19 protein-coding genes are annotated in these 21,468 nt (G+C 61.9%); 6 read left to right on the top strand and 13 right to left on the bottom strand.

Annotated features, from left to right (window positions below; genetic code table 11):
• Window positions 1–12: 12 nt before the first annotated feature.
• The 11 genes from glnT to QM682_RS11120 all read right to left on the bottom strand — a co-directional run bounded on the left by glnT (window position 13) and on the right by QM682_RS11120 (window position 12,934).
• Window positions 13–1,317: a type III glutamate--ammonia ligase gene (gene glnT, locus QM682_RS11170; RefSeq protein WP_415129718.1), complete on the bottom strand. Its 1,305-nt coding sequence runs from the start codon at window positions 1,315–1,317 to the stop codon at window positions 13–15.
• 72 nt (window positions 1,318–1,389) lie between these two features.
• The gene (locus tag QM682_RS11165; protein WP_415129716.1) at window positions 1,390–2,718 is read right to left on the bottom strand and encodes an FMN-binding glutamate synthase family protein; all 1,329 of its coding nucleotides are present in this window, start codon (window positions 2,716–2,718) and stop codon (window positions 1,390–1,392) included.
• Between the two features lie 11 nt (window positions 2,719–2,729).
• On the bottom strand, window positions 2,730–3,413 hold the full coding sequence (locus QM682_RS11160) for a protein GlxC (protein WP_415129714.1): 684 nt from the start codon (window positions 3,411–3,413) through the stop codon (window positions 2,730–2,732).
• A 2-nt stretch (window positions 3,414–3,415) separates the two neighbouring features.
• Entirely contained in the window at window positions 3,416–4,303 is an 888-nt protein-coding gene (locus QM682_RS11155; RefSeq protein WP_415129712.1) for a class II glutamine amidotransferase, read from the bottom strand.
• A gap of 180 nt (window positions 4,304–4,483) precedes the next feature.
• Window positions 4,484–5,131: a helix-turn-helix domain-containing protein gene (locus QM682_RS11150; RefSeq protein ID WP_415129710.1), complete on the bottom strand. Its 648-nt coding sequence runs from the start codon at window positions 5,129–5,131 to the stop codon at window positions 4,484–4,486.
• Window positions 5,132–5,606: 475 nt separating this feature from the next.
• A complete protein-coding gene (locus QM682_RS11145) occupies window positions 5,607–6,260 on the bottom strand; it encodes an ANTAR domain-containing response regulator (protein ID WP_415129708.1) in 654 nt (217 codons plus the stop codon).
• 63 nt (window positions 6,261–6,323) lie between these two features.
• Window positions 6,324–7,493, bottom strand: a complete 1,170-nt coding sequence (locus tag QM682_RS11140) for a transporter substrate-binding domain-containing protein (protein WP_415129707.1) — start codon at window positions 7,491–7,493, stop codon at window positions 6,324–6,326.
• 194 nt (window positions 7,494–7,687) lie between these two features.
• Window positions 7,688–9,775: a hydantoinase B/oxoprolinase family protein gene (locus tag QM682_RS11135; protein ID WP_415129705.1), complete on the bottom strand. Its 2,088-nt coding sequence runs from the start codon at window positions 9,773–9,775 to the stop codon at window positions 7,688–7,690.
• 33 nt (window positions 9,776–9,808) lie between these two features.
• Window positions 9,809–11,881 carry a hydantoinase/oxoprolinase family protein gene (locus QM682_RS11130; protein ID WP_415129703.1) on the bottom strand — a complete coding sequence of 691 codons (2,073 nt, stop codon included), beginning with the start codon at window positions 11,879–11,881 and terminating at the stop codon, window positions 9,809–9,811.
• 386 nt (window positions 11,882–12,267) lie between these two features.
• A complete protein-coding gene (locus QM682_RS11125; RefSeq protein ID WP_415129700.1) occupies window positions 12,268–12,594 on the bottom strand; it encodes a hypothetical protein in 327 nt (108 codons plus the stop codon).
• A gap of 70 nt (window positions 12,595–12,664) precedes the next feature.
• Entirely contained in the window at window positions 12,665–12,934 is a 270-nt protein-coding gene (locus QM682_RS11120; protein ID WP_415129698.1) for a hypothetical protein, read from the bottom strand.
• 36 nt (window positions 12,935–12,970) lie between these two features.
• Between QM682_RS11120 and QM682_RS11115 the strand changes: the two genes are divergently transcribed.
• The 5 genes from QM682_RS11115 (at window position 12,971) to QM682_RS11095 (ending at window position 17,415) form a co-directional block, all read left to right on the top strand.
• A complete protein-coding gene (locus QM682_RS11115) occupies window positions 12,971–14,056 on the top strand; it encodes an ABC transporter substrate-binding protein (RefSeq protein WP_415129696.1) in 1,086 nt (361 codons plus the stop codon).
• A 92-nt stretch (window positions 14,057–14,148) separates the two neighbouring features.
• Entirely contained in the window at window positions 14,149–15,015 is an 867-nt protein-coding gene (locus tag QM682_RS11110; protein WP_415129694.1) for an ABC transporter permease subunit, read from the top strand.
• The gene (locus QM682_RS11105) at window positions 15,012–16,058 is read left to right on the top strand and encodes a branched-chain amino acid ABC transporter permease (protein ID WP_415129692.1); all 1,047 of its coding nucleotides are present in this window, start codon (window positions 15,012–15,014) and stop codon (window positions 16,056–16,058) included. The genes QM682_RS11110 and QM682_RS11105 overlap by 4 nt, the downstream gene beginning before the upstream one ends.
• The gene (locus QM682_RS11100; protein WP_415129690.1) at window positions 16,055–16,777 is read left to right on the top strand and encodes an ABC transporter ATP-binding protein; all 723 of its coding nucleotides are present in this window, start codon (window positions 16,055–16,057) and stop codon (window positions 16,775–16,777) included. Before QM682_RS11105 ends, QM682_RS11100 begins: the two co-directional genes overlap by 4 nt.
• On the top strand, window positions 16,774–17,415 hold the full coding sequence (locus tag QM682_RS11095) for an ABC transporter ATP-binding protein (protein ID WP_415129688.1): 642 nt from the start codon (window positions 16,774–16,776) through the stop codon (window positions 17,413–17,415). The genes QM682_RS11100 and QM682_RS11095 overlap by 4 nt, the downstream gene beginning before the upstream one ends.
• 111 nt (window positions 17,416–17,526) lie before the next feature.
• Here QM682_RS11095 and QM682_RS11090 read toward each other — a convergent pair whose 3' ends face one another.
• Window positions 17,527–18,390: a DMT family transporter gene (locus QM682_RS11090; RefSeq protein WP_415129686.1), complete on the bottom strand. Its 864-nt coding sequence runs from the start codon at window positions 18,388–18,390 to the stop codon at window positions 17,527–17,529.
• A gap of 104 nt (window positions 18,391–18,494) precedes the next feature.
• Here QM682_RS11090 and QM682_RS11085 point away from each other — a divergent pair, with 104 nt between their 5' ends.
• Window positions 18,495–19,919 carry a PLP-dependent aminotransferase family protein gene (locus tag QM682_RS11085; protein ID WP_415129684.1) on the top strand — a complete coding sequence of 475 codons (1,425 nt, stop codon included), beginning with the start codon at window positions 18,495–18,497 and terminating at the stop codon, window positions 19,917–19,919.
• A gap of 489 nt (window positions 19,920–20,408) precedes the next feature.
• Here the strand turns inward: QM682_RS11085 and QM682_RS11080 are convergent, their stop codons facing one another.
• Complete coding sequence (locus QM682_RS11080; protein WP_415129682.1) at window positions 20,409–21,269, bottom strand: alpha/beta fold hydrolase; 861 nt, start codon at window positions 21,267–21,269, stop codon at window positions 20,409–20,411.
• Window positions 21,270–21,468 lie beyond the last annotated feature (199 nt).

Here is a 21,468-nt window from a genome sequence, read left to right as displayed (position 1 = left end):
TCCGGGAATCCGTCAGATATCCAGGGTATTATCCCGCTCCCACTGGGATAGGTGGGCGGTATAGGCGTTCCATTCCTGTGACTTCATCTTCAGATAGGCGACCGAGAAGTCCTCGCCCATCGCCGCCTTCAGCCCCGGATCGGCATCATAGGCGCGGATTGCATCCAGCAGGTTCAGCGGCAGCCTGGGCGCATCCTTGATGGTGTGGCCCTCGGCATACATGTCGATGTCATGGCGCTTGCCCGGATCGGCCTTGGACTTCAGTCCCGAAAGACCCGCGGCGATGATCACGGCCTGCAACAGATAGGGATTGACCGCCCCGTCGGGCAGCCGCAGTTCAAAGCGGCCGGGGCCGGGCACGCGCACCATATGGGTGCGGTTGTTGCCGGTCCATGTGACGGTGTTGGGCGCCCAGGTCGCGCCCGAAACGGTGCGCGGCGCGTTGATGCGTTTATAGCTGTTCACCGTCGGGTTGGTGATCACTGCCAGGGCCGAGGCGTGCTTCATGATGCCGCCCAGGAAATGGCGACCCTGATCCGACAGGCTCAGTTCCTTGGTGTCGTCGGCGAAGGCGTTCTTGCCGTCTGCGGTCCAGACCGAGATATGGGCATGGCAGCCATTGCCGGTCAGGCCCATGATCGGCTTGGGCATGAAGGTGGCCCGAAGCCCGTGTTTTTCCGCGACCGAGCGGACCATGAACTTGAAGAACGAATGCTTGTCGGCCGTGGCCATGGCGTCGTCGTATTTCCAGTTCATCTCGAACTGGCCGTTCGCGTCCTCGTGGTCGTTTTGATAGGGTTCCCAGCCCAGTTCCAGCATGTAGTCGCAGATTTCGGCGATCACGTCATAGCGGCGCATGACCGCCTGCTGGTCATAGCAGGGTTTGACCGCCGTATCGGCGGGGTCCGAGATTCCGGTGCCCTCGGGCGTCAGCAGGAAGAACTCGGGTTCGACCCCGGTTTTCACCGTCAGCCCCATGCCGGCGGCTTCGCCCACCAGCCGGGTCAGAACGTTGCGCGGAGCCTGATCCAGCGGGCCGCCCCCGGCCATGATGCAGTTCGACGCGACCCAGGCCACATCCCTTTTCCACGGCAGCTGGATGACCGAAGCCGTGTCGGGCACCGCCAGCATGTCGGGATGCGCGGGCGTCAGGTCCAGCCAGGTGGCAAAGCCCGCAAAGCCCGCACCGTCGCCCTGCATATCGGAAATCGCCTGCGCGGGCACCAGCTTGGCCCGTTGCGCACCGAACAGGTCGGTATAGGAAATCATGAAATACTTCACACCCTTTTCGCGGGCGAAACCGGCAAGGTCGATCATGTGGACTGTCCCCGTTGGAAGAGAAGAAACTGAGCGGGGCGGGATACAATGTCCCGCCCTCTGGTCGTCGGATTAGAAGCTGCCCTGACCCGGCACCCAGTTGGTGCCGGCCAGCGGAACACCGGCCATGGCGGCGGCTTCGATGGTCAGGGCGCAAAGGTCTTCGGGTTCCAGATTGTGGACATGGCTTTTGCCGCAGGCCCGCGCGATGGTCTGGCATTCCAGCGTCAGCACGGCCAGATAGTTGCGCAGCCGCCGCGACGCCTCGACCGGGTCGAGCCGCGCCATCAGTGCCGGGTCCTGGGTGGTGATGCCCGCCGGATCGCGGCCTTCATGCCAGTCGTCATAGGCGCCTGCGGTGGTGCCAAGCTTCCGGTATTCGTCTTCCAGATGCGGGTCGTTGTCGCCAAGCGCAACCAGTGCCGCCGTGCCGATGGCGACCGCATCGGCCCCCAGGGCCAAAGCCTTGGCCACATCGGCGCCGGTGCGGATACCGCCCGACACGACCAGCTGCACCTTGCGGTGCATGCCCAGATCCTGCAACGCCTTTACCGCCGGGCGGATGCAGGCAAGCGTCGGCTGGCCGACGTTTTCGATGAACACGTCCTGCGTGGCGGCCGTGCCGCCCTGCATCCCGTCCAGCACCACCACATCGGCCCCGGCCTTCACCGCCAGCGCGGTGTCGTAATAGGGACGCGCGCCGCCGATCTTGATATAGATCGGCTTTTCCCAGCCGGTGATCTCGCGCAGTTCCAGGATCTTGATTTCCAGATCGTCCGGCCCGGTCCAGTCGGGGTGACGGCAGGCCGACCGCTGGTCGATGCCTACGGGCAGGTTGCGCATGCCGGCCACGCGCTCGGTGATCTTCTGGCCCAAAAGCATGCCGCCGCCGCCGGGTTTTGCACCCTGGCCGACCACGATTTCAATCGCATCGGCGCGGCGCAGATCGTCGGGGTTCATGCCGTAACGGCTGGGTAGATATTGATAAACCAGCGTTTCGGAATGGCCGCGCTCTTCCTCGGTCATGCCGCCGTCGCCGGTGGTGGTCGAGGTGCCCGCCATGGTTGCGCCCCGGCCAAGCGCCTCTTTGGCATTGGCCGACAGCGCGCCGAACGACATGCCCGCGATGGTAACCGGGATCTTCAGGTGGATCGGCTTTTTCGCGAACCGCGTGCCCAGGACCACATCGGTCGCGCATTTTTCCCGATAGCCTTCCAGCGGATAGCGGCTGATCGAGGCGCCAAGAAACAGAAGGTCATCGAAATGCGGCACGCGGCGCTTGGCGCCACCGCCGCGGATGTCATAGATGCCGGTCGCCGCCGCCCGGCGGATTTCCGAGTTCACTTCGTTCGAGAAGGTCCAGGACTGACGCGGAACCGTCTGCGGGATTTTCTTTTCCATGGCCCTGACCTTCAGTAAGCCGACGCATTGTCGACGTGGAAATTGTAAAGCGTGCGGGCCGAGCCATAGCGCCTGAACTCTTCGGGCCGTGCATCGGCGCCTGCGCGATCCAGCAGATGGCGCAGGATCTCGATATGTTCGGGCCGCATCTCTTTTTCGATGCAGTCCGCGCCCAGCGATTTCACCGAACCGCGCACGAACAGCCGCGCCTCGTACAGGCTGTCGCCAAGCGCATCGCCCGCATCTCCCAGCACCACCAGATTGCCCGATTGCGCCATGAAGGCCGACATGTGGCCGATGCTGCCATGCACCACGATGTCGATGCCCTTCATCGAAATCCCGCAGCGCGAGCTGGCATTGCCCTTGATGACCAGAAGCCCGCCTTGCCCGGTGGCCCCGGCATACTGGCTGGCGTCGCCCTCGATGATGACGGTGCCCGACATCATGTTTTCCGCAACACCCGGCCCGGCCGAGCCGGTGACCTTGACCGTCGCCTGCTTGTTCATTCCGGCGCAGTAATATCCGGTCGAGCCCTTGACCGTGACTTCGATCGGCGCATCCAGCCCCACGGCGATGGCATGCGCGCCCTTGGGGTTGATGATTTCCCAGGCGGTCTGGTTCGTGGTCTTGGCCTGGGCCTGCAATGCCGCGTTCATCTCGCGCAGCGGCGTGGTGGTCATGTCGATGGTCTGCATGATCAACGTTCCCAGAAATAGACGGTGGCGGGTTCGGGTTCCCAGACGCGGGCGGTGTCGATCCCGGGCAGGTTGGCCAATGCGCGGTATTCGCTGCCAAAGGCCACATAGTCGTCGGTTTCGGCCATGACGGCGGGCTTGCAGGCGACCGGATCGCGCACGACGCCAAAGCCGTTCCTGGTGCCGACGACAAAGGTGAAAAAGCCGTCAAGGTCGGTCAGCGTGCCTTCCAGCGCCTCGCCCAGATTGGCGCCCTCGGCCAGGCGCGAGCTGATGTAGCAGGCGGCAACCTCGGTGTCGTTCTGGGTTTTCGGGGCAAAGCCCTTCTGGGTCAGCACCCGGCGCATCTGGTTGTGGTTGGAAAGCGAGCCGTTATGCACCAGGCATTGGTCGTCGCCGGTCGAAAACGGATGCGCGCCAAGCGTGGTGACGGCGCTTTCGGTTGCCATGCGGGTGTGACCGATCCCATGGCTGCCAGCCATCCGCCGCAGGCCGAAGCGCGCCGCCACATCCTTGGGCAGCCCGATTTCCTTGAAAATTTCCATCGACTGGCCCGTGCCCATGACGCGGATGCCGCGTTCGGTCATGAAGGCAAGGGTGGCCGCTTCGGCATCCGCGGGCAGGGTCAGCACGGCATGGGTGTCGACCACCCGCATCGCGACGCGCTGGCCCAGAACCTCTTCCAGCGCGCCTTCCAGCCCTGCAAAGGCAGTGGCGGGCGTGTCGGACTGGATGGTCATCTTCAACCCGATGCCTTCGTCACCATAAATCGCGATCCCGGCACTGTCGGGGCCGCGGTCGGTCATGGTGATCAGCATATCCGTCAACAACGCGCCCAGACGGGGGCGCAGGTCTTCCTTCTTAAGGAACAGGCCAACGATGCCACACATAGCTTTCTCCGCTCAGATCCGGCACGAGGCCGTTACGGATTAACTAAAAAGAAACTAGATTTCCTTCCAGTATAATTTTTGCTGTCGGATAATTATTCCCGCTCATAGAGATGACGCCTAAAAGATAGGCGGGAATGGCCCGTCAGAACGCGATCTGCACAACCGGCGGGCGGAACCTGGTCAGGCGCTTTGCGGATAGCAGATGATCGACAGGTAGCGTGCGGGCAGTTCGCGCAGATTTTCCGGCCCATGCGGGGCATCCGAGTCGAACAGCAGGCTGTCGCCGGGTTCAAGTTCATAGATCTGGTCGCCGTGGCGATAGTCCACGCGCCCTTCCAGCATATACAGCATCTCGATTCCGTCGTGCTGGAACGTGGGGAAGCGGTCGCTTTGCGTGGTCAGCACGATCAGGTAAGGCTCGACCACCACCCCCGAACTGTTCGAGCCGATATGGCCCAGCAGATGATACTGGTGGCCCGCGCGGGTGCCCGCCCGCTCGATCTCGACCGCCTCTCCGGCCTTCACATGCATGGCGCCTCGCGGTTCCTCATAGCCGGAAAACAGCTGCACCAGCGGCACCCGCAGGGCATTGGCCAGCGATTGCAAGGTGTTCAGCGAAGGCGAGATCACGCCGTTCTCGATCTTGGACAGCATGCCCACCGAAAGGCCGGTCTGCACCGCCAGATCGGTGCCGGTCATACGCTGGCGCTTGCGCAACTCGCGCACCTGACGGCCGATGGCCACCTCAAGGTTGCGTTCGCGCACCTCATGCACGGCATGGGGGTTCTGAACCAGCCGCACCTGCGCCGTTTCGCTGTTTTCCGCCATGCCGATGCCTTCCATTTCTTGCCTGCCCATGTTCCGCCCGACGGGTGCGGAGGTCAAGCAAGGCGCATATGGGAAAAGCCAGCGGCCTGACGCCATGCGAACACATCGGCGGCATCGACCAGCCCGGACCCTGTCCGGCAAAAGCCAGGACCGGCCAGCGCAACCGGCGAAACGCTTTCAGCCCGTCTTTGCCGCCATCAGCGCGAAGGGCAGCGCGTTGCGTGCCAAATGCTCTGCGGCGGCAGCATGTTCGCGCGGGAATGAAAGCGGTCGGGCCTGGAGCGGCAGGTCGCGCCCGCCATCTTGCTTATCATCTGATTGCTGTGCTGGCGGTGCCTGAAGCCCTTATATTGCAGTCTTTCCGCCTTGGTCAGCAGCCCTGAATGACCGCGTTCCCGTCACGCCGGCCGCCGTTGCGCATTTCTGCCGTGACGGGATGATGATCGGTCTATGGTGTCACCGGCCCTATCCGCGTTCATTCATCACCTGGCAGCGCGCTCTCACCTTCGCGCCAGTTCAGCCCGGCCAGCAACTCGCCCGAGACCATATCCACCGTGGTGCGCCGCTTCATGGCCAGTTGCCGCAGCATCCCGTATGCCTCTTTCTCCGACTGGCTGTCGGTCAGCATGATTGCCAGCTTGGCGCGCTCAATGATGCGGCATGAGTCGAGCCTTGCCTGAAGCCGGACCAGGTTCTGCCGCAACCGTCTTTCCCGGCGGTGATTATTGACCGCCGCCAGCAGGTTGGTCAGGATCCCGAAAGGCCGGATCGGTAGCCCGATCACCGCATTGACCCGCATATGCAGCAGGCGGTCAATCGAAAGCGGGTTCTCATAATCAATCACCGCGATCAGCACTGCGGATGGGTTCTCGGCCTGCCAGGTGAAGGAGAGCCGGCTTTCGATAAGGCGGTCAAGCATGACAAAAACAATGTCTGTGGTCTGGTCATATGAGACAGGCGGGGGCCAGATTTCCTGCACCTGACAGCCGATCCGTTCCAGATGCGAGCGCAATGCCTGATCGGCGCCATTTTCGGGCTGGACAATAAGGATCTTCAGAAGCCGCAAGTCTTTGATAAGGACGGGATGCTCCTTATCTTCGACAAAAGGCTCGCTCCGTCCAACATGCATCTCAGATCCCTTTGTCCTGAAAGCCTTTGCCTGGTTTGATCGTCCTTCCGTCGGTTCGGACACTTATGTCCATTCCGCGGCATGGGGCGTCATCGCACTGGCGACTTCGTCTTCGCTGCCAAGGGAATAGGTCGTCCTGTAAGGGTCGGGGCGAATGGCAGTCTCTGTTTCCGCGACGATGTCGAACTGGCCATCGGCGCGCGCGACGCCGATTTTCGGCCAGACATAGCAATGCAGATTGGAGGGATCTATCGCGATCCGGCCCTGGGGGGCCTCGAACGAGGCATCCAGAATCCCGGCCCGGATCGAGCGGATACTGTCGGTGCGCCCCTTCCGCATGGCCTGCGCCACCATATGAGTCTGGGCATAGGCCGCGTCCCAGCACATATTCGCCGGGACCGCCTCTCCCCGCGCGGTCCTGTATCGTTTCAGCAGCGAAATATTGGCCGGGTTGGTTTGCGAGGCGAAATAGGTCGCGGCGGTGATGTGGCCCTCGGCCGCCCCACTGGTGATCGCCTCAAGGTCCGCTTCGCTGGTCGTCAGGCTTGCCACCCCGATCCTGCCGGCATCAAGGCCATTGCTGACATAGGCGCTGTAGAAATCCAGATTGGACTGGCCGACGAAGTTGTTGAAAATCACATCCGGCCGCAGCGCTATGATCTCTTTGAGCAGAGCGTCGAACTCTTCCGCGGTTGCCTTTTCGCCGAGATAGGTTTCACCCAGGATCTCTCCGCCGCCCGACCTGATCAGGTCGCCCATGATCCGGCCGGATTCACGGGGCCAGACATAATCCGATCCGACGATATACAGACGCGGCGGGTGGTCTTTCAGAAGATATTGCGCGAGGAAGAGGCTGTTCTGGTTCGGAACCGCCCCGAAATAGAGAATACTCTCTGAATATTCAAATCCTTCATATTGCGCCGGATAGCATAGCAGCCCCGCTTCCTTATCGAGGACCGACAGGACCGCCTTGCGCTGGCTGGACGTGTAGCAGCCCAGGATCACCTTGACCTGGCCTTCGGAGAGCAGACCGGCCGCCATGGCCTGATAGGCCGCAGGCTTACCGGCCGGATCGCGGTAAACCGGCACCAACTCGCGGCCGTTGATGCCGCCGGACTGGTTGATTTCCTCGATCGCGAAGGAGCTGGCGGCCAGCATGCTTCTCTCTGTCAGAGCGGTCCAGCCCGTTTTCGAGAACATAACTCCGATACGGACCGGGTCATCTCTTCTCATGTCGTGCAGCCTTTTCCTTCTGAGAATGCGGTGATCAGGAGTTCAGCCACCCGCTGGCACTGATGTTTCGGGCCGCATGGAGAATGCTAGGCACCCCCTGCAAATGAGGCAAGAAACAGTGCCGGCGGGGGCCGATGCGAGGCGGGCGACACTGCCCGCCCGCCTTTTCTTTGGGCATTTCCGCCGGGATGCCGTCACGCCGCGAGATGAACCCGCTCTTTCGCTTCAAGGCTCAGCACGGCGAGTGTCTTGCCCCAATAGGGCAAGACGCGGCGCTTCATCATCTCGCGGAACTGGCGGGTGGTGTTGGCCAGCAACTCGCCATTGCCCCAGTCCAGGATGACGCCATATTGCCGGACACAGTCCATCTCGGTGATCTCGCCCGCGCGGTAACGTGCCGCGATGGCCGCCGCATCCTCGTCCAGCCAACCCGGACGCGCTGCGGCGATACGGGCCCGCTCTGCCAGAGTCGCCGTCTCATCGACCTCAAAGCGCGCGAGATCGGCGTCGATGACGCGGATGACGACGCCATAGTCGATGCGGGCCCGCGCTAGGCTGACATATTCGTCGGCGACATCCTCGCAGACCAGGGCCGGATCGCGCAGCAGCGGGTCGCCGACACCGCCGCCCCCGGCCGAGGGACGGGTGAAGACATCGTCCAGCTCGATCGGCAGGTTCGAGAAGATCGAACCGAGATAGCGTTCCTTCTGGGTGCCTTTGTTCAGCCAGACGCCATGCGGGATCGAGGGCAGCCCCCCCCACATGCCCCAGGTGACCGAGCGCTCGCGGTCGCAGCAATAGGAGACGACGATCCGCTCGCCCTCAAAAACCGAGCCGCCCTTTTCGGCGCCAAGCCCACCACGCGCCTCGCCGGGGCCGGCGGAATCCTGCACGAAATCATGGCATTTGGTCAGCACCGGCGCGAGCCGCTCCTGGCCCTCCAGCGGCTGGATTCCGTATTGCGCGCCAAAGACCGGCGCGGTGGCGTTGAACCCGTCGCGCCCGTTACGGCCGCCCCAGCCGCCCGCCATCCAGTCATACCACATGAAGTAAGGCTTGCCCTGAAGACGGGTATCACGCCCGCCGACCAGCAGATATTCAAGGTTGAAGGCGCAGCCCATGGTGCGTTCGGGCATGATATCGGCCCAGAGCCCGAATACCGAGTTCATCAGCTTTTCAAACGGGCCGGAGCAGAACCCGGCACAGGGGCTGGGCCAGTCCGCATTCACCACGGTGCCCGGTTCGCCGACATTGACGGTTACCGCGCGGTAGAGGCCGGAGTTCAGCGGCAGATCCGGGAACTGGTATTTTGTTCCCGCCACGATCCCCGCGAAAGACCCGCCATAGGCCGCATTCAGAAACGTCGAGATCTGTGGATGCGAGCCGGAAAGATCGTAATGTGCGTGATTTCCCTCAATGGTGAACTTGATCTTGATCGGGATCAGGCCCTCTTCGAGTTTGGGGTCTTGGTCGATATAATCCTCGGCATACCAGGTGCCGTCGGGAAGTTCGGCAAGGCGCTGGCGCATCAGCACCTCGACCCAGTCCTGCACCTCGCGGAAGGCGATCTTAATGGTCTCGACGCCATATTTGCCGCAAAGCCGCAGGATCTCGCGTTCGGCGACGGCGGTCGCCTCGGCCTGGGCCTGCATATCGCCGATCACATCGCCCGGATTGCGGGTGTTGTTGGCGATCATCTTCGCCACGTCTTCCAGCCAGACGCCTTTGCTCCAGACACGGGTCGGCGTGATGCGCAGCCCTTCGCCCATATGATCCAGCGCGGTGATGTTGAACGAGCCGGGTGTTGCCCCCCCCATATCGGCCCAGTGTCCATTGGCCTGGGACCAGCCGATCAACTCGCCCTCATAGAACATCGGGCGCAGGATGCGGGTATCGTTGAAATGGCTGCCACCGCGGAACGGGTCATTGACGATGAAGACGTCACCGGGATGGATGTCGCCCGCAAAATCCTCGATCACCGCCTTGCAGGTGTAATGCAGCGTGCCGACATGGGCCGCGATATCGCCGGTGCCCTGCATCACCAGATTTCCATCGGGATCGCTGAGGCCAGATGAGAAATCGCGGCAATAGATCACGAAGGAATAGCAGGTGCGCAAAAGCTGTTCGGCCATCTGGTCAACGATATTGACGAAGGCATTGCGCAGCACCTCGAAAGTGATCGGGTCAAGCTGCGATTTGAACTCGGTCATCCGCTGATCTGGCGGCGGCGGGAACTGGATGCCCTTGTCGGAAAGGCTGAGGGATTGTTTTTTGCCGGTCATGCCGGGATCCTCCTATAGTTTGGGAGAGAGCGCTTATGCCGCGCCGAGCCTGATCTGGATGTTGAGCCATTCGTCTATATAAGCCGTGTCGCCCGGCGGGATGACGGTAGTGGAATCGAGTTGGTCGATGATGGCGGGGCCCTTGATCGTGACGCCGGCCGGCAGGGTCTCGCGGTCGTAAAGCGCGGTGGTCAGTGCGGTCGGGTGGTCGTGGAACCAGGCCTCACGGGTGCCTTTGGGAACCGCTTTCGCATCGGGGTCGATGGTGATCTTGGGGAAAGAGGGCTTCGGCGTGACGCCGATGGCGCGCACGGTCAGGCGGTAGATCTCGACCGGGAAATCCTCGCGGCGGAAGTTGTGGGCCTTTTCATATTCGCTGTGGAAGATCGCCAGAGCCTCACTGATCGAGGTGATTTCCCCCGGCACCGGCACCGCGAGCGAGCGCCACTGGCCCCGGTAGCGCATGTCGATGAAGCGCTGGAAGGTCATGTCGCCCGCCTTCACGCCGTCACGTTCAAGACGGTCGCGGCCCTCCATCTCCAGCTTGTGGAACCCGGCTTCGACTTCTTCGGGTTTCGCGCTGGCCGCATCCTCGAAATACATCTGGGTGACGTCATGCTGCACATCGACCAGCATACAGCCCACCGCCGAAGTCACCCCGGGATTGGGCGGCACGATGACGACAGGGATGTTGAGTTCTCTGGCAATATCAACACCATGCAACGGACCTGCGCCGCCGAACGCCACCAGCGAAAAGTCGCGCGGGTCATGGCCGCGGGCAATCGAGATCAGCCGCACCGCATCGGCCATATTGGCATTTGCAACGCGCAAAGTCGCCAGCGACGCCTCGACCAGATCGAGCTTCAGCGGATCGGCGATTTTGGCCATCGCCTCCAGCGCGGCATCGCGGTCGAGTGCCTTCTTACCCCCCGCCAGCGCGGTGCCGACGCGGCCCAGGATGATATTGGCATCGGTATTGGTCGGCTCGGCGCCGCCCGCCTTGTAGCAGGCAGGGCCGGGAACAGACCCCGCCGATTGCGGCCCGTTGCGCAGCGATCCGGCCTTGTCGAGCCAGGAGATCGAGCCGCCGCCCGCGCCGATGGTCAGCACTTCGATAGAAGGGAAGCAGATCGGATGGCCCCAGTCGACCTCCCATTTGTCGGTCATTCGGATATTGCCTGCCTCGGCCAACGAGATATCCGCCGAAGTGCCACCCATATCGAGGCCGATGGAGTTCTGGTAGCCGCAGAGCTCGGCAAAATATTTGCTGGCGATGGCCCCCGCCGCGATCCCCGATGCCGCCAGACGCGCGGCATATTTCTCGGCGGTGGCAGGTGTCATCACGCCGCCGCCGGAATGCAGTAGCAGCACATCGGCCTCATATCCGGCTCCGGTCGTGCGGCGGTCGATATCGCGGGCATAGGGGCGGATGATCGGGGCGAGGATCGTATTCGCCACGGTGGTCGAGAATCGGTCATCCTCGAAGATCTCGGGATGGGTTTCATGCGAGGTCGAAATGGCCACATCCGGCCCCAGAACCTCGGACAGGATTTCTGCCATCCGCTGTTCATGCGCGCCATTGACATAGGCATTGATGAAACATACGGCCACGGCATGAACCTCGCGCTTTTTCAGGATCCGCGCGATTTCTCGGGCGCGGTCCTCGTCAAGGGGTTCCAGAACTTCGCCGCGAAAATTGATCCGCTCTTTCACCGCGAAACGGTCGCGGCGGCGCACATAGGGGGGAGTTCCCTCTTTATATGCGTCCCATGGATCTTCACGAGTGCCACGGCCGATTTCAAGAACGTCGCGGAAACCCTCGGTGGTCACCATTGCCACAGGTTTGAAGTTTCGCGTGATCAGAGCATTAGTTGCAACCGTGGTGCCATGGGTGAAAAGATCGACATCGTGCCAGTCTATATTTGCCGACTCCGCGCCATTCATAATGGCGTCAATCGGGTTTGACGTGCTGGGCACTTTCGCAACTGTCTGATTGCCGTTTTCATCCAGCACGAAAACATCCGTAAAGGTTCCACCAACATCAATTGCAAGCCGAACGCGCGCATGCTTCAACAACGGACTGGCGCCCGCTCCATCCATATTCATCGGGAGTGTCCTTTTGATTTGTGCAGGACATGACCGGCCAGGACAGAGGAATTACGTCCTGCATACGCCTGATCATGCGTTGCGAATTTATATCATGGGGAGAGGAGATCACCCATTGCATCGGGGGCGGGGTGATTCTGTGCATTCGGTGCTGAACGCGTCCTTCAACACTAAGCGAAGAAAATCGAAAACCACAAGATCTTTTTTTCAGCCGCGGCGAATCTGGCGCATTTCCTATGTAAGTCAATACATATCAATATGTTGCGCGCATGCCCGTCATGCTGTGACGCAGCATGGCCTGAGGAGTCGATCGCTTATTTGTAAGACGAGATCTGCACCACATATACGCGAATGGCCTTGTGCGGATCATGGAATCAGCCGCTTTGTCATCTCTGTATTACCTGAAGATCTGGCTGGGCAGGGACCGCGATATACTGTGATTTGGCAAGGCCGCGCCGCACCCGCAGGCGACCATAAAGCGCGCAAATTGTATGCAGAATCCAGGTCTGCTGCCCGGCAGTTAATCTTTCCCAGGCGCAATCGAAGTTCTGGCTGCCAAAAATGCTGCCTGGTCGAAAATCCTGTTGACCGATCCGATGGATTTCGTCGATGCGCTGTTGAACGAGCAGGTTCGAAGTATTGTCACCAGTTCGTTTCGCCGGTTCAGAGCTGGCATCGTCATCGATCCAGCAAAGGGCGTCCCGGACGCCCATGCCGCAGGGCATAAAGGCACAACAAGGTGCCAGCGGTCAGCCCAGATTGCTACGGCACAGTAACGTGCTGTCATGCGATGTTGCGCCCCTTGCGGGAAAGGGCGGCGCAACCTTCGGGCCCCTGTTCTCCGAACATCACATCTGTCCGCAGCGCGCGAACCTGACTCCGGCCTGCCGGAATCTCCTCTGAAATAACAATACTGATAACAGGGACTCCATCATGAAGAATATGCAGCGCAGACACTTCCTTGGCCTTGGGGCCGCCGGACTTCTTGCTTCCCCGTTCATTGCCCGCCCCGCGCTTGCTGCTGCCGGTAAAATCCAGGTAGCGGGCATTCACGATGCTTCCGGGGGAATTGATATCTATGGTAGGCCGATGATCAATTGCCTCAATCTGGCGGTGGACAAGCTCAACACCGCCGGCGGGGTGCTGGGGCGCGAGATCGAGTTGGTCAGCTATGACCCGCAATCCAATATGCAGCTTTATGCACAATATGCGACAGAAGCGGCGACGCGGCAGAAGGTAGCAGTGGTTTTCGGCGGTATCCTCTCGGCCTCGCGTGAGGCGATGCGCCCGGTGCTTGACCGCTACAAGACGTTGTATTTCTACAGCCTGCTTTATGAAGGCGGGGTCTGTGACCGCAACACTTTCTGCATGGGCTCGACCCCCGGTCAGACGCTTGAGAAATTCACTCCCTATGTGATGCAGAAGTTCAACGGCAAGAAGGTCTATGTGCTGGCAGCCGACTATAATTACGGCCAGATCACTGCGCTGTGGATCGAAAAATTTGTGAAAGAAAACGGCGGCGAAGTGGTGCGTGCCGATTTCTTCCCGCTTGATGTCAATGATTTCGGATCGACCATCCGGCAGATCCAGGCGGCGGAACCCGATATTATCATGTCGGTTCTGGTCGGCGGTGCGCATAACGCCTTTTACCGGCAATGGCTTGCCTCGGGGATGAAGGACCGGATTCCGATGGCCTCGACCACTTTCGGCATCGGCAACGAACAGGTTCTGACGACGCCTGAGGAGCATAACGGTATCATCGTCTCTTATGCCTATTTCGACGGGATCAAGACCCCGGAGAACGAAGCCTTCAAGGCTGAATATTACGCAAAATTCGGTGACAAGGCGGATGCGATCACCGAGGGCGGCGCCATGACCTATCACGCGGTCAATCTCTGGGCGAAGGCGGTGGAGATGGCGGGCACCATCGAGCGTGACCCGGTGATCGAAGCGCTGGAAAGCGGGCTTTCCTTCTCGGGGCCGGCGGGACTGACCACGATCAACGCGCAGACCCATCACAACACGCTCGACAGCTATATCGCCGAGGTGCGCGACAATAATTACGTCGTGCTGGAAAGCTTCTCGCAACAGCCGCCCAGCGATACCCTGGCGGTCTGCGATCTGAAGGCCAATCCCGGTGATGCGACGCAATATGTCGTCGAGGTGCCGAAGTGACGCCGCAATAATGCCTCGCCCCGCCGCGTGGCCCCTGACAGACGGGCGGTGCGGCGGGGAAATCCTGCCGTCTGCGCAACCGGGAGCGCCCTATGGACTATATCGCGATTATCCTTTTCCAGACCGCGATCAGCATTTCGAACCTGGTGCTGATCAGCGCCGGTCTTGCCGTCATCTTCGGCATGATGCGGGTGATCAACTTCGCCCATGGCGAGTTCCTGATGCTGGGCGGCTATACGGCGGTCATCGCCACGCAAAATGGTGTGCCGCTGCTGATTTCCTGCTTCATCCTTGCGCCGCTGCTGGTGGGGCTGGTGGGGCTGATCGTCGAATATCTGGTGATCCGCCATCTTTATGGCCGGCTGCTCGATACGATGCTGGCCAGCTGGGGGGTGAGCCTGATCCTGATCGGTCTTGTCACCGTCATCTTCGGCAATTCGGTCTCGGGAATATCGACTCCCTTCGGCAGCCTTTCGGTCGGGCGTTTCAGCATCGGGCTTTATGAACTGTTTCTGGTGCTGGTCACCCTGGTTCTGGTCGCCTCGGGATATCTGGTGATGCGCTACAGCCGGATCGGCCTGATCGCCCGCGCCACCATGCAGGATCGCGAGATGGCGGCCTCGCTTGGGATCAATCAGCGCGCCGTCTATCGCGCAACCTTCGTCACCGGCGCGGCGCTGAGCGGGCTGGCCGGCGCGCTGATCGCGCCCATCGCCGGGGTAGTGCCGACCATCGGCGCCTCCTATCTCGCGAAATGCTTCATCACGGTGATCTCGGGCGGGCCGGCCATCATCGCGGGCACGCTGTCGGCCTCGGGGCTGCTGGGCGGTGTCAATGTGATCATGACCTTCCTTGCCACGCCCGTTCTGGCCGAGGTCGCATTGCTGGCGGCGGCCGTCGTGCTTTTGCGGATATTGCCGCAGGGGATCACCAGCAAGTTCTTCCGGAGATCGCAATGAAAACGTCACTTCTGACCCCTGCACGTCTTGGCATTGTCGCGATGATTCTCGCCAGCGCCTGGGCGCTGTTCATCGTGCCCTCAAGCGGGGATATGACGCTGATCCTTTCCGGCTCGATCTATTGTGCCTTTGGCATTCTCGCGCTGTCGCTGGCACTGATCTGGGGATTTGGCGGCATCCTCAGCTTTGGCCAGACCGCGTTTTTCGGGATCGGCGGCTATGCCTATGCGGTGCTTGCGCTGAATATCGGCGACACGACCATCGCCGCCCTGCTGGCGATCCCTGTCGCGGCGGCGGTGGCGGCGGCCATCGGCTATTTCATGTTCTGGGGGCGTCTTGGTGATGTCTATCTGGGCGTGATCACGCTTGTCCTGTCGCTGATCCTGTTTCGCTTCATCAACCAGACATCCGGCGCCGAATGGAAGATCGGGGCCGCTCCACTGGGGGGATTCAATGGCATTCCCTCGACCCCGATCCTGACCGACCTGAATGGAGACGTGCTCTGGCCCGAGGATATCTATCTGCTCTGTGTGCTGGCGCTGATCTTGTCCTACATCTTCTGCCGCCTGCTGCTTGGGACCCTTTTCGGCCGCGTCGTCGTGGCCCTGCGCGAGAATGAACTGCGCGCCGAGCTTCTGGGCTATGATACGCGGCTCTATAAGCTGGGGATTTTCACTATCGCCGGCGGGCTGGCCGGGCTGGCCGGGGTGCTGTTCGCCAATTGCGTTTTCGTCAGCCCGAATATGTTCAGCCTGACGACAAGCTCGCAGTTGCTGGTCTGGGTGATCGTCGGCGGGCTGGGGACGCTGGCCGGCCCGGTGCTGGCCTGCTTCCTGCTGATGGCATTTTCGGCCTGGCTGGGCACAGTGAATGCAGGCGGTTGGCTGGATCCGAACCTGATCATGGGCCTGGTGCTGACGCTTTTCGTGATCCTGCTGCCCAAAGGCATCCTGCCGCTGCTTCAGGCCGGATGCGAGCACGCGCTGGCGTTTGCAAGAAGGCCGCGCCCGGCGCCTGATCTGGTGCGGGAGGACGCGAAATGAGCGACGGATATCTGCTGGAGGCCCGCGACCTGACCATGCGCTTTGGCGGCGTCGTCGCGGTGAAGGATGTCAGCCTCGTGCTGCGCGAGGGAGAGCTGCATTGCCTGATCGGCCCGAACGGTGCCGGCAAATCCACCTTCTTTCGGATGCTTTCAGGCCAGTATCGCCCGACCTCCGGCGAGGTGCGGTTCCGCGGGGAGTCGATCATCGGCCAAGGCAGCGCGAAAATTGCGCGCGCCGGGATGGGGATCAAAACCCAGGTGCCCTCGGTCTTCAACGCGATGACGGTGCGCGAGAATGTCATGCTCGCGGCCCAGCGGGTTCTGCCGCCCGGTCTTGCCCGCACCCGCAGCGACGAGGTGATGGAGCAGATCGGGATCAGTTCCCTGGCCGGCGAAAAGGTCGGGATTCTTGCCCATGGTCAGCGCCAGCTGGTCGAGCTTGCAACCGTTATCACGCCGCGCCCGGAGTTGATCTTGCTGGATGAACCCGCTGCCGGGATGACCGGCGACGAGGTCCATGCCCTTGGCGATCTGCTGGTCGGGCTGGCCCGCAGTTGTTCGGTCATCGTGGTCGAACACGACATGACCTTCATCCGTCGCATCGCGCGCAGCATCACGGTGTTCAACCAGGGCGCGGTCCTGGTCGAGGGGCCGGCCGATCAGGTTCTCGCCGATCAGCGCGTGCGCGATGCCTATCTGGGAAAAGAGGTGGCATGATGTTGGATCTGGTGAACGTCAATTCGGGATATGGCCAGATCCCGATCCTGCGCGACATCACCCTCAACGTTGCCGAGGGCGAATTCGTCGGCATCCTCGGCCATAACGGGATGGGCAAAAGCACGCTTCTGATGACGATCGGCGGCGCCTTGCCCGCGACCGCCGGCAGAATCGCAATGAGCGGCACCGAGATCACCCGCCTGCCGATACACCGGCGTGCAAGGATGGGCCTTGGCTATGTCAAGCAGGGTCGGCGGATATTCCCGCGCCTGACGGTGCGCGAGAACATGCAGGCGGCCTGCCTGGCCGGCGGGCAGCCGCTGGCGCGGGTCGACGAGATGATCGCGCTGTTCCCACGTCTCGCGCCGATTGCCGAGCGTCCAGGCGGGGTGCTTTCGGGGGGCGAGCAGCAGATCCTCGCGCTGGCCCGCTGCCTTTGCACCGCGCCGCGCCTGGTGATGCTGGACGAGCCGACCGAGGGGATCCAGCCCTCGATCCGCGAAGAGATCGTCGAGGCACTGCTGATGCTGCGCGACAGGCTGCGGCTGACCATGCTGCTGGTCGAGCAGAACGAGGCCTTTCTGGGCGCGCTTTGCACCCGCAGTTATTACCTCGAAAAAGGCCGGCTGCTTGCATGACGAGGGCATGCTGACAAATGGCGAAGCCATAACCTGATACAGGCGATCTCTTCGACCTCGGAACCGCCCGGTTCCTCGCCGATCACGATGGCCGCCCTTGGGCCGCAGGCCCTACTTGGCGAACTTCCGTGCGCCCGCGACGCATACCACGACCGCCACAGTCACGATGAGCATGATCGTGCTTACCTGTTCGCGCAGCAGGCTTGCGGCCAGGGTGAGGCCGAAGAAGGGTTGAAGCAACTGTAGTTGCCCCACGGCAGCTATGCCGCCCCGCGCCAGTCCGCGATACCAGAAGACGAAGCCGATCAACATGCTGAACAGCGATACATAGGCGAGGCTCGCCCAGGTCGCCCCGCTGATCCCGGCGAAAGTGGCCGGCATGGTCGCGAAAGTCAGCACCAGCATGATGGGCAACGACAGAACGAGCGCCCAGGAAATCACCTGCCAACCACCCAGCCGCCGCGACAGCTTTGCACCTTCAGCATATCCAAGGCCGCATACGATGATTGCGGCCAGCATGAGCAGGTCGCCAATGGGAGAGACGGTCATTCCTTGCGACAAGGCGAAGCCTGCGACGATGGCGCTGCCGAGACAGGAGAAAAGCCAGAAGGCAGGGCGTGGACGCTCGCCGCCGCGCAAAACCCCGAAAATCGCCGTTGCCAGCGGCAACAGGCCGATGAAGACAATCGAGTGGGCGGACGTGATGCGTTCGAGCGCCAGCGCCGTCAGCAGGGGAAAACCCACCACGACGCCGAGCGCCACGATCACCAGAGAGAACAGGTCGCCCCGCGCCGGTCGCCTTTCCCCGAACACCAGCAGGAGCGCGACCGCGAGCATCCCGGCAATGGCCGCACGCGCCACGGTGAGAAAGACGGGATCGAACTCCATCACCGCCACGCGCGTTGCCGGCAGCGATCCGCTGAAGATCAGCACTCCCAGGAACCCGTTGATCCATCCGCCCGCCGTCTTGTCCACCACACGCTCCGCTGTTTTTGCCCTTATCGGCGGCGATGGCTGGCGTTGCCAGATACAATACAATACAATTCGTCAATACTGTTATGGTTCTGATAGCAATACGGATGGACGAACGAACCCGCATAAGGGGAAAGGGTGAAACGCTGATCGGCGGCGTCATGGGGACAATCCGCCAGCGGATTGCCGCGCGCAATCTGATGCCGGGCGCGAAGCTGCCATCCATCCGGGCCTTCGCAAAGACCATGCAGGTTTCCACCTCTACCGTTGTCGAAGCCTATGAACGGATGGCGGCGGATGGCATCATCCGCGCGCGGCCCGGTTCCGGTTTCTACGTTTGCAACCCGCTCGCGCCTTTGGCCTTGTCGGAGATTGGCCCGAAGCTGGACCGAGAGGTTGATCCGCTTTGGGTGTCCCGCCAGTCGCTCGACGCTGGCGACGATATGCTGAAACCAGGCTGCGGCTGGCTGCCGGCATCATGGATGCCCGAAGGGGGATTGCGCCGGGCGCTGCGGACCCTGGCACGCGCCGATAACGCGGCCCTTACCGACTACGGCACGCCGCTTGGCCTCGCGCCGCTTCGCCAGCTTTTGGCCCGGCGCATGGGCGAACGCGGCATCGAGGCGTCGCCGGACCAGATCGTGCTTACTGAATCGGGCACACAGGCCATTGATCTGCTTTGCCGATTCCTGATCGAGCCCGGTGATGCGGTGCTGGTCGATGATCCCTGCTACTTCAATTTTCATGCGCTGCTGCGCGCGCACCGGGTCAAGATAATCAGCGTTCCCTATACGCCATCGGGACCGGATATGGAGTTGTTCGCGCAAGCGTTGACCGAACATCGGCCGCGCCTCTACATCACGAACTCGGCGCTGCACAATCCGACTGGCGCGAGCCTCTCTCCCGTCGTTGCGCACCGCCTGCTTAAGCTGGCCGAGCAATCGGACCTGACAATCATCGAAGACGACATATTCGCCGATTTCGAGCAGACTCCGGCGCCGCGCCTGGCTGCCTTCGACGGACTCAGCCGGGTCGTCCATATTGGCAGCTTCTCCAAAACGCTTTCGGCATCCGTGCGCTGCGGCTTCATCGCCGCGCCGCGCGACTGGATCGAGGGCCTGGCCGATCTCAAAGTAGCAACGTCCTTCGGGGGCGGCCGGCTTTCGGCGGAACTGGTGCTGACCCTGCTCAGGGACGGAAGCTATCGCAAACACATAGAGGGGCTACGACTGCGACTGTCACGAACCATGAGCGAGACAACCCCCCGCCTCATGGCGATCGGCATCACGCCCTGGCTTGAACCGCCGGCTGGCATGTTCCTCTGGTGCCGTCTGCCCGAAGGCATCGACGCGGCCCATATCGCGCGGCATGCGTTGGCGGAGGGTATCGTGCTTGCGCCCGGAAATGCATTTAGCCTCTCGCACTCGGCCAGCGGTTTCCTGCGCTTCAATGTCGCCCAATGTGGCGATGAGAGAGTTTTCAAAGTGCTGGGAAGCGCGATCAGGCATTGCGAGGAATCGCGTCATTCCTAAGGCTCCAGGCTTCGGTAACGGGGTCGCCCCAGCCAAGCGGTTTTGCGCATACAGGATGTGCAGCCGGAGCGCGCGGCCTTGTTCTTTGATCAAGCGATCTGCTTTCCTGTTCGGCAGCCTTCGCCTGGCCGACCCGAGTGCGTGCTTCGGTCCGTGGTCAGCGCGGTGGCTGCCCACATGATGCTGGTTCAATGCAAGTCCGATGTGCCCATCTCATTGGCGTGCTCGATACGATCGGCATCGGTCCTGAGCACGGCATCACCGGAACCGCGTCCCGTGGGGACATCGAAGGCCCGTGATCAGGCGGGCAGCAGTCTGGAACCTGTGTCTTCGGCCGGCATGAAGCGCGGGAATGCCGAAGCGGAAGTCGGTGTCATCCTTCCACATCCGGTGCAGGATCACGGCGATGCGCCGGGCCAGCGCATGCGCGCCCATCCCTGAGCCGTCGGGGGCAGCAAGCTCCGGGTGAACCTGCTGCCCCCGATTGGATCAGTGCGTCAGAAAGTCGAGCACCATGCGGTTGAATTTCGCGTGGTGCTCCCACTGCACCCAATGGCCGCAATTGTTGAAGATATGGAGTTCCGAATTCGGCAGTCCCGCCACCAGCCGCAACCCGACATCCATCGACACGAAGCGGTCGTTGCGGCCCCAGACTATCAGCGTCTGGGCCTGGATCTCGCCCAGCCGATGGCCGACATCGGGGAATTGCTTCGGATTGGCCGCCGAGCTTTTGACGAAGTTTTCCAGATGGTCGCGCCGCGCCAGCAGGTTCGTCAGCCGGGCGTTGAACAGCTCTTCGGTCAGATCGCTCGGATCATAGACGAAGACGTTCATCATCCGCTTCAGGTTCTCGATCGTCGGGTCGCGGTAGAGCGCGCCGATCAGCTTGATCCCCTCGGTCGGCATTGGCACGAGGGGGCTGACGCCGCCGGTGCCGCCGCCCATCAGGATCAGCTTGCCGACCCGCTCGGGCCAGGCCAGCGCAAAGGCCACCGCGCTGTGCCCGCCCATCGAATTGCCGATGATATGCACGCGGTCAAGCCCGAGGTGATCCACCAGCCCCTTCAGCATCCGCGCGTTGAGTTCGGATCGCGAGCCGGTGTTGATGATCGTGTCGCTTTTGCCCCAGCCAGGGCAGTCGAGCAGCACGACGCGGTAGCCCGCATCGGTCAGCGGCGTGATGTTGCGGTTGAAATTCGCCCAGCCGGTCGCACCGGGGCCCGAGCCGTGCAGCATGATCACGGTTTCCGTGGCTGCTTCCGGGGCGCAGTCGTTGAAATGCAGTTTCAGCTCGGCCCCGCCCTCGGCAAGGGCGAAGAACCGGCTGGTGGCGGCTTCGGTGAAGTCCATCGCGATCTCCTGCGGTTGCGGGGCGCGCATGATAGATGCCGCCCCCTGTCTCCCTGTGCGCGGTCTCCTCTCCGCGCGGCGATTTCCAGCTAGACCACCCGCGCGGATACCCGCAACATTGCCGCGCGGGCGGTGCACTTGGTGCACAAGCAAGATGGGGCCTGCCGTTTCTTGCTTGTGCATCCGCAGGCTGCGGAAG

The sequence above is a fragment of the Paracoccus sp. (in: a-proteobacteria) genome, from assembly GCF_047605025.1.
Lineage (GTDB): Bacteria > Pseudomonadota > Alphaproteobacteria > Rhodobacterales > Rhodobacteraceae > Paracoccus.
This window is presented reverse-complemented; position numbering and strand designations above follow the sequence as displayed.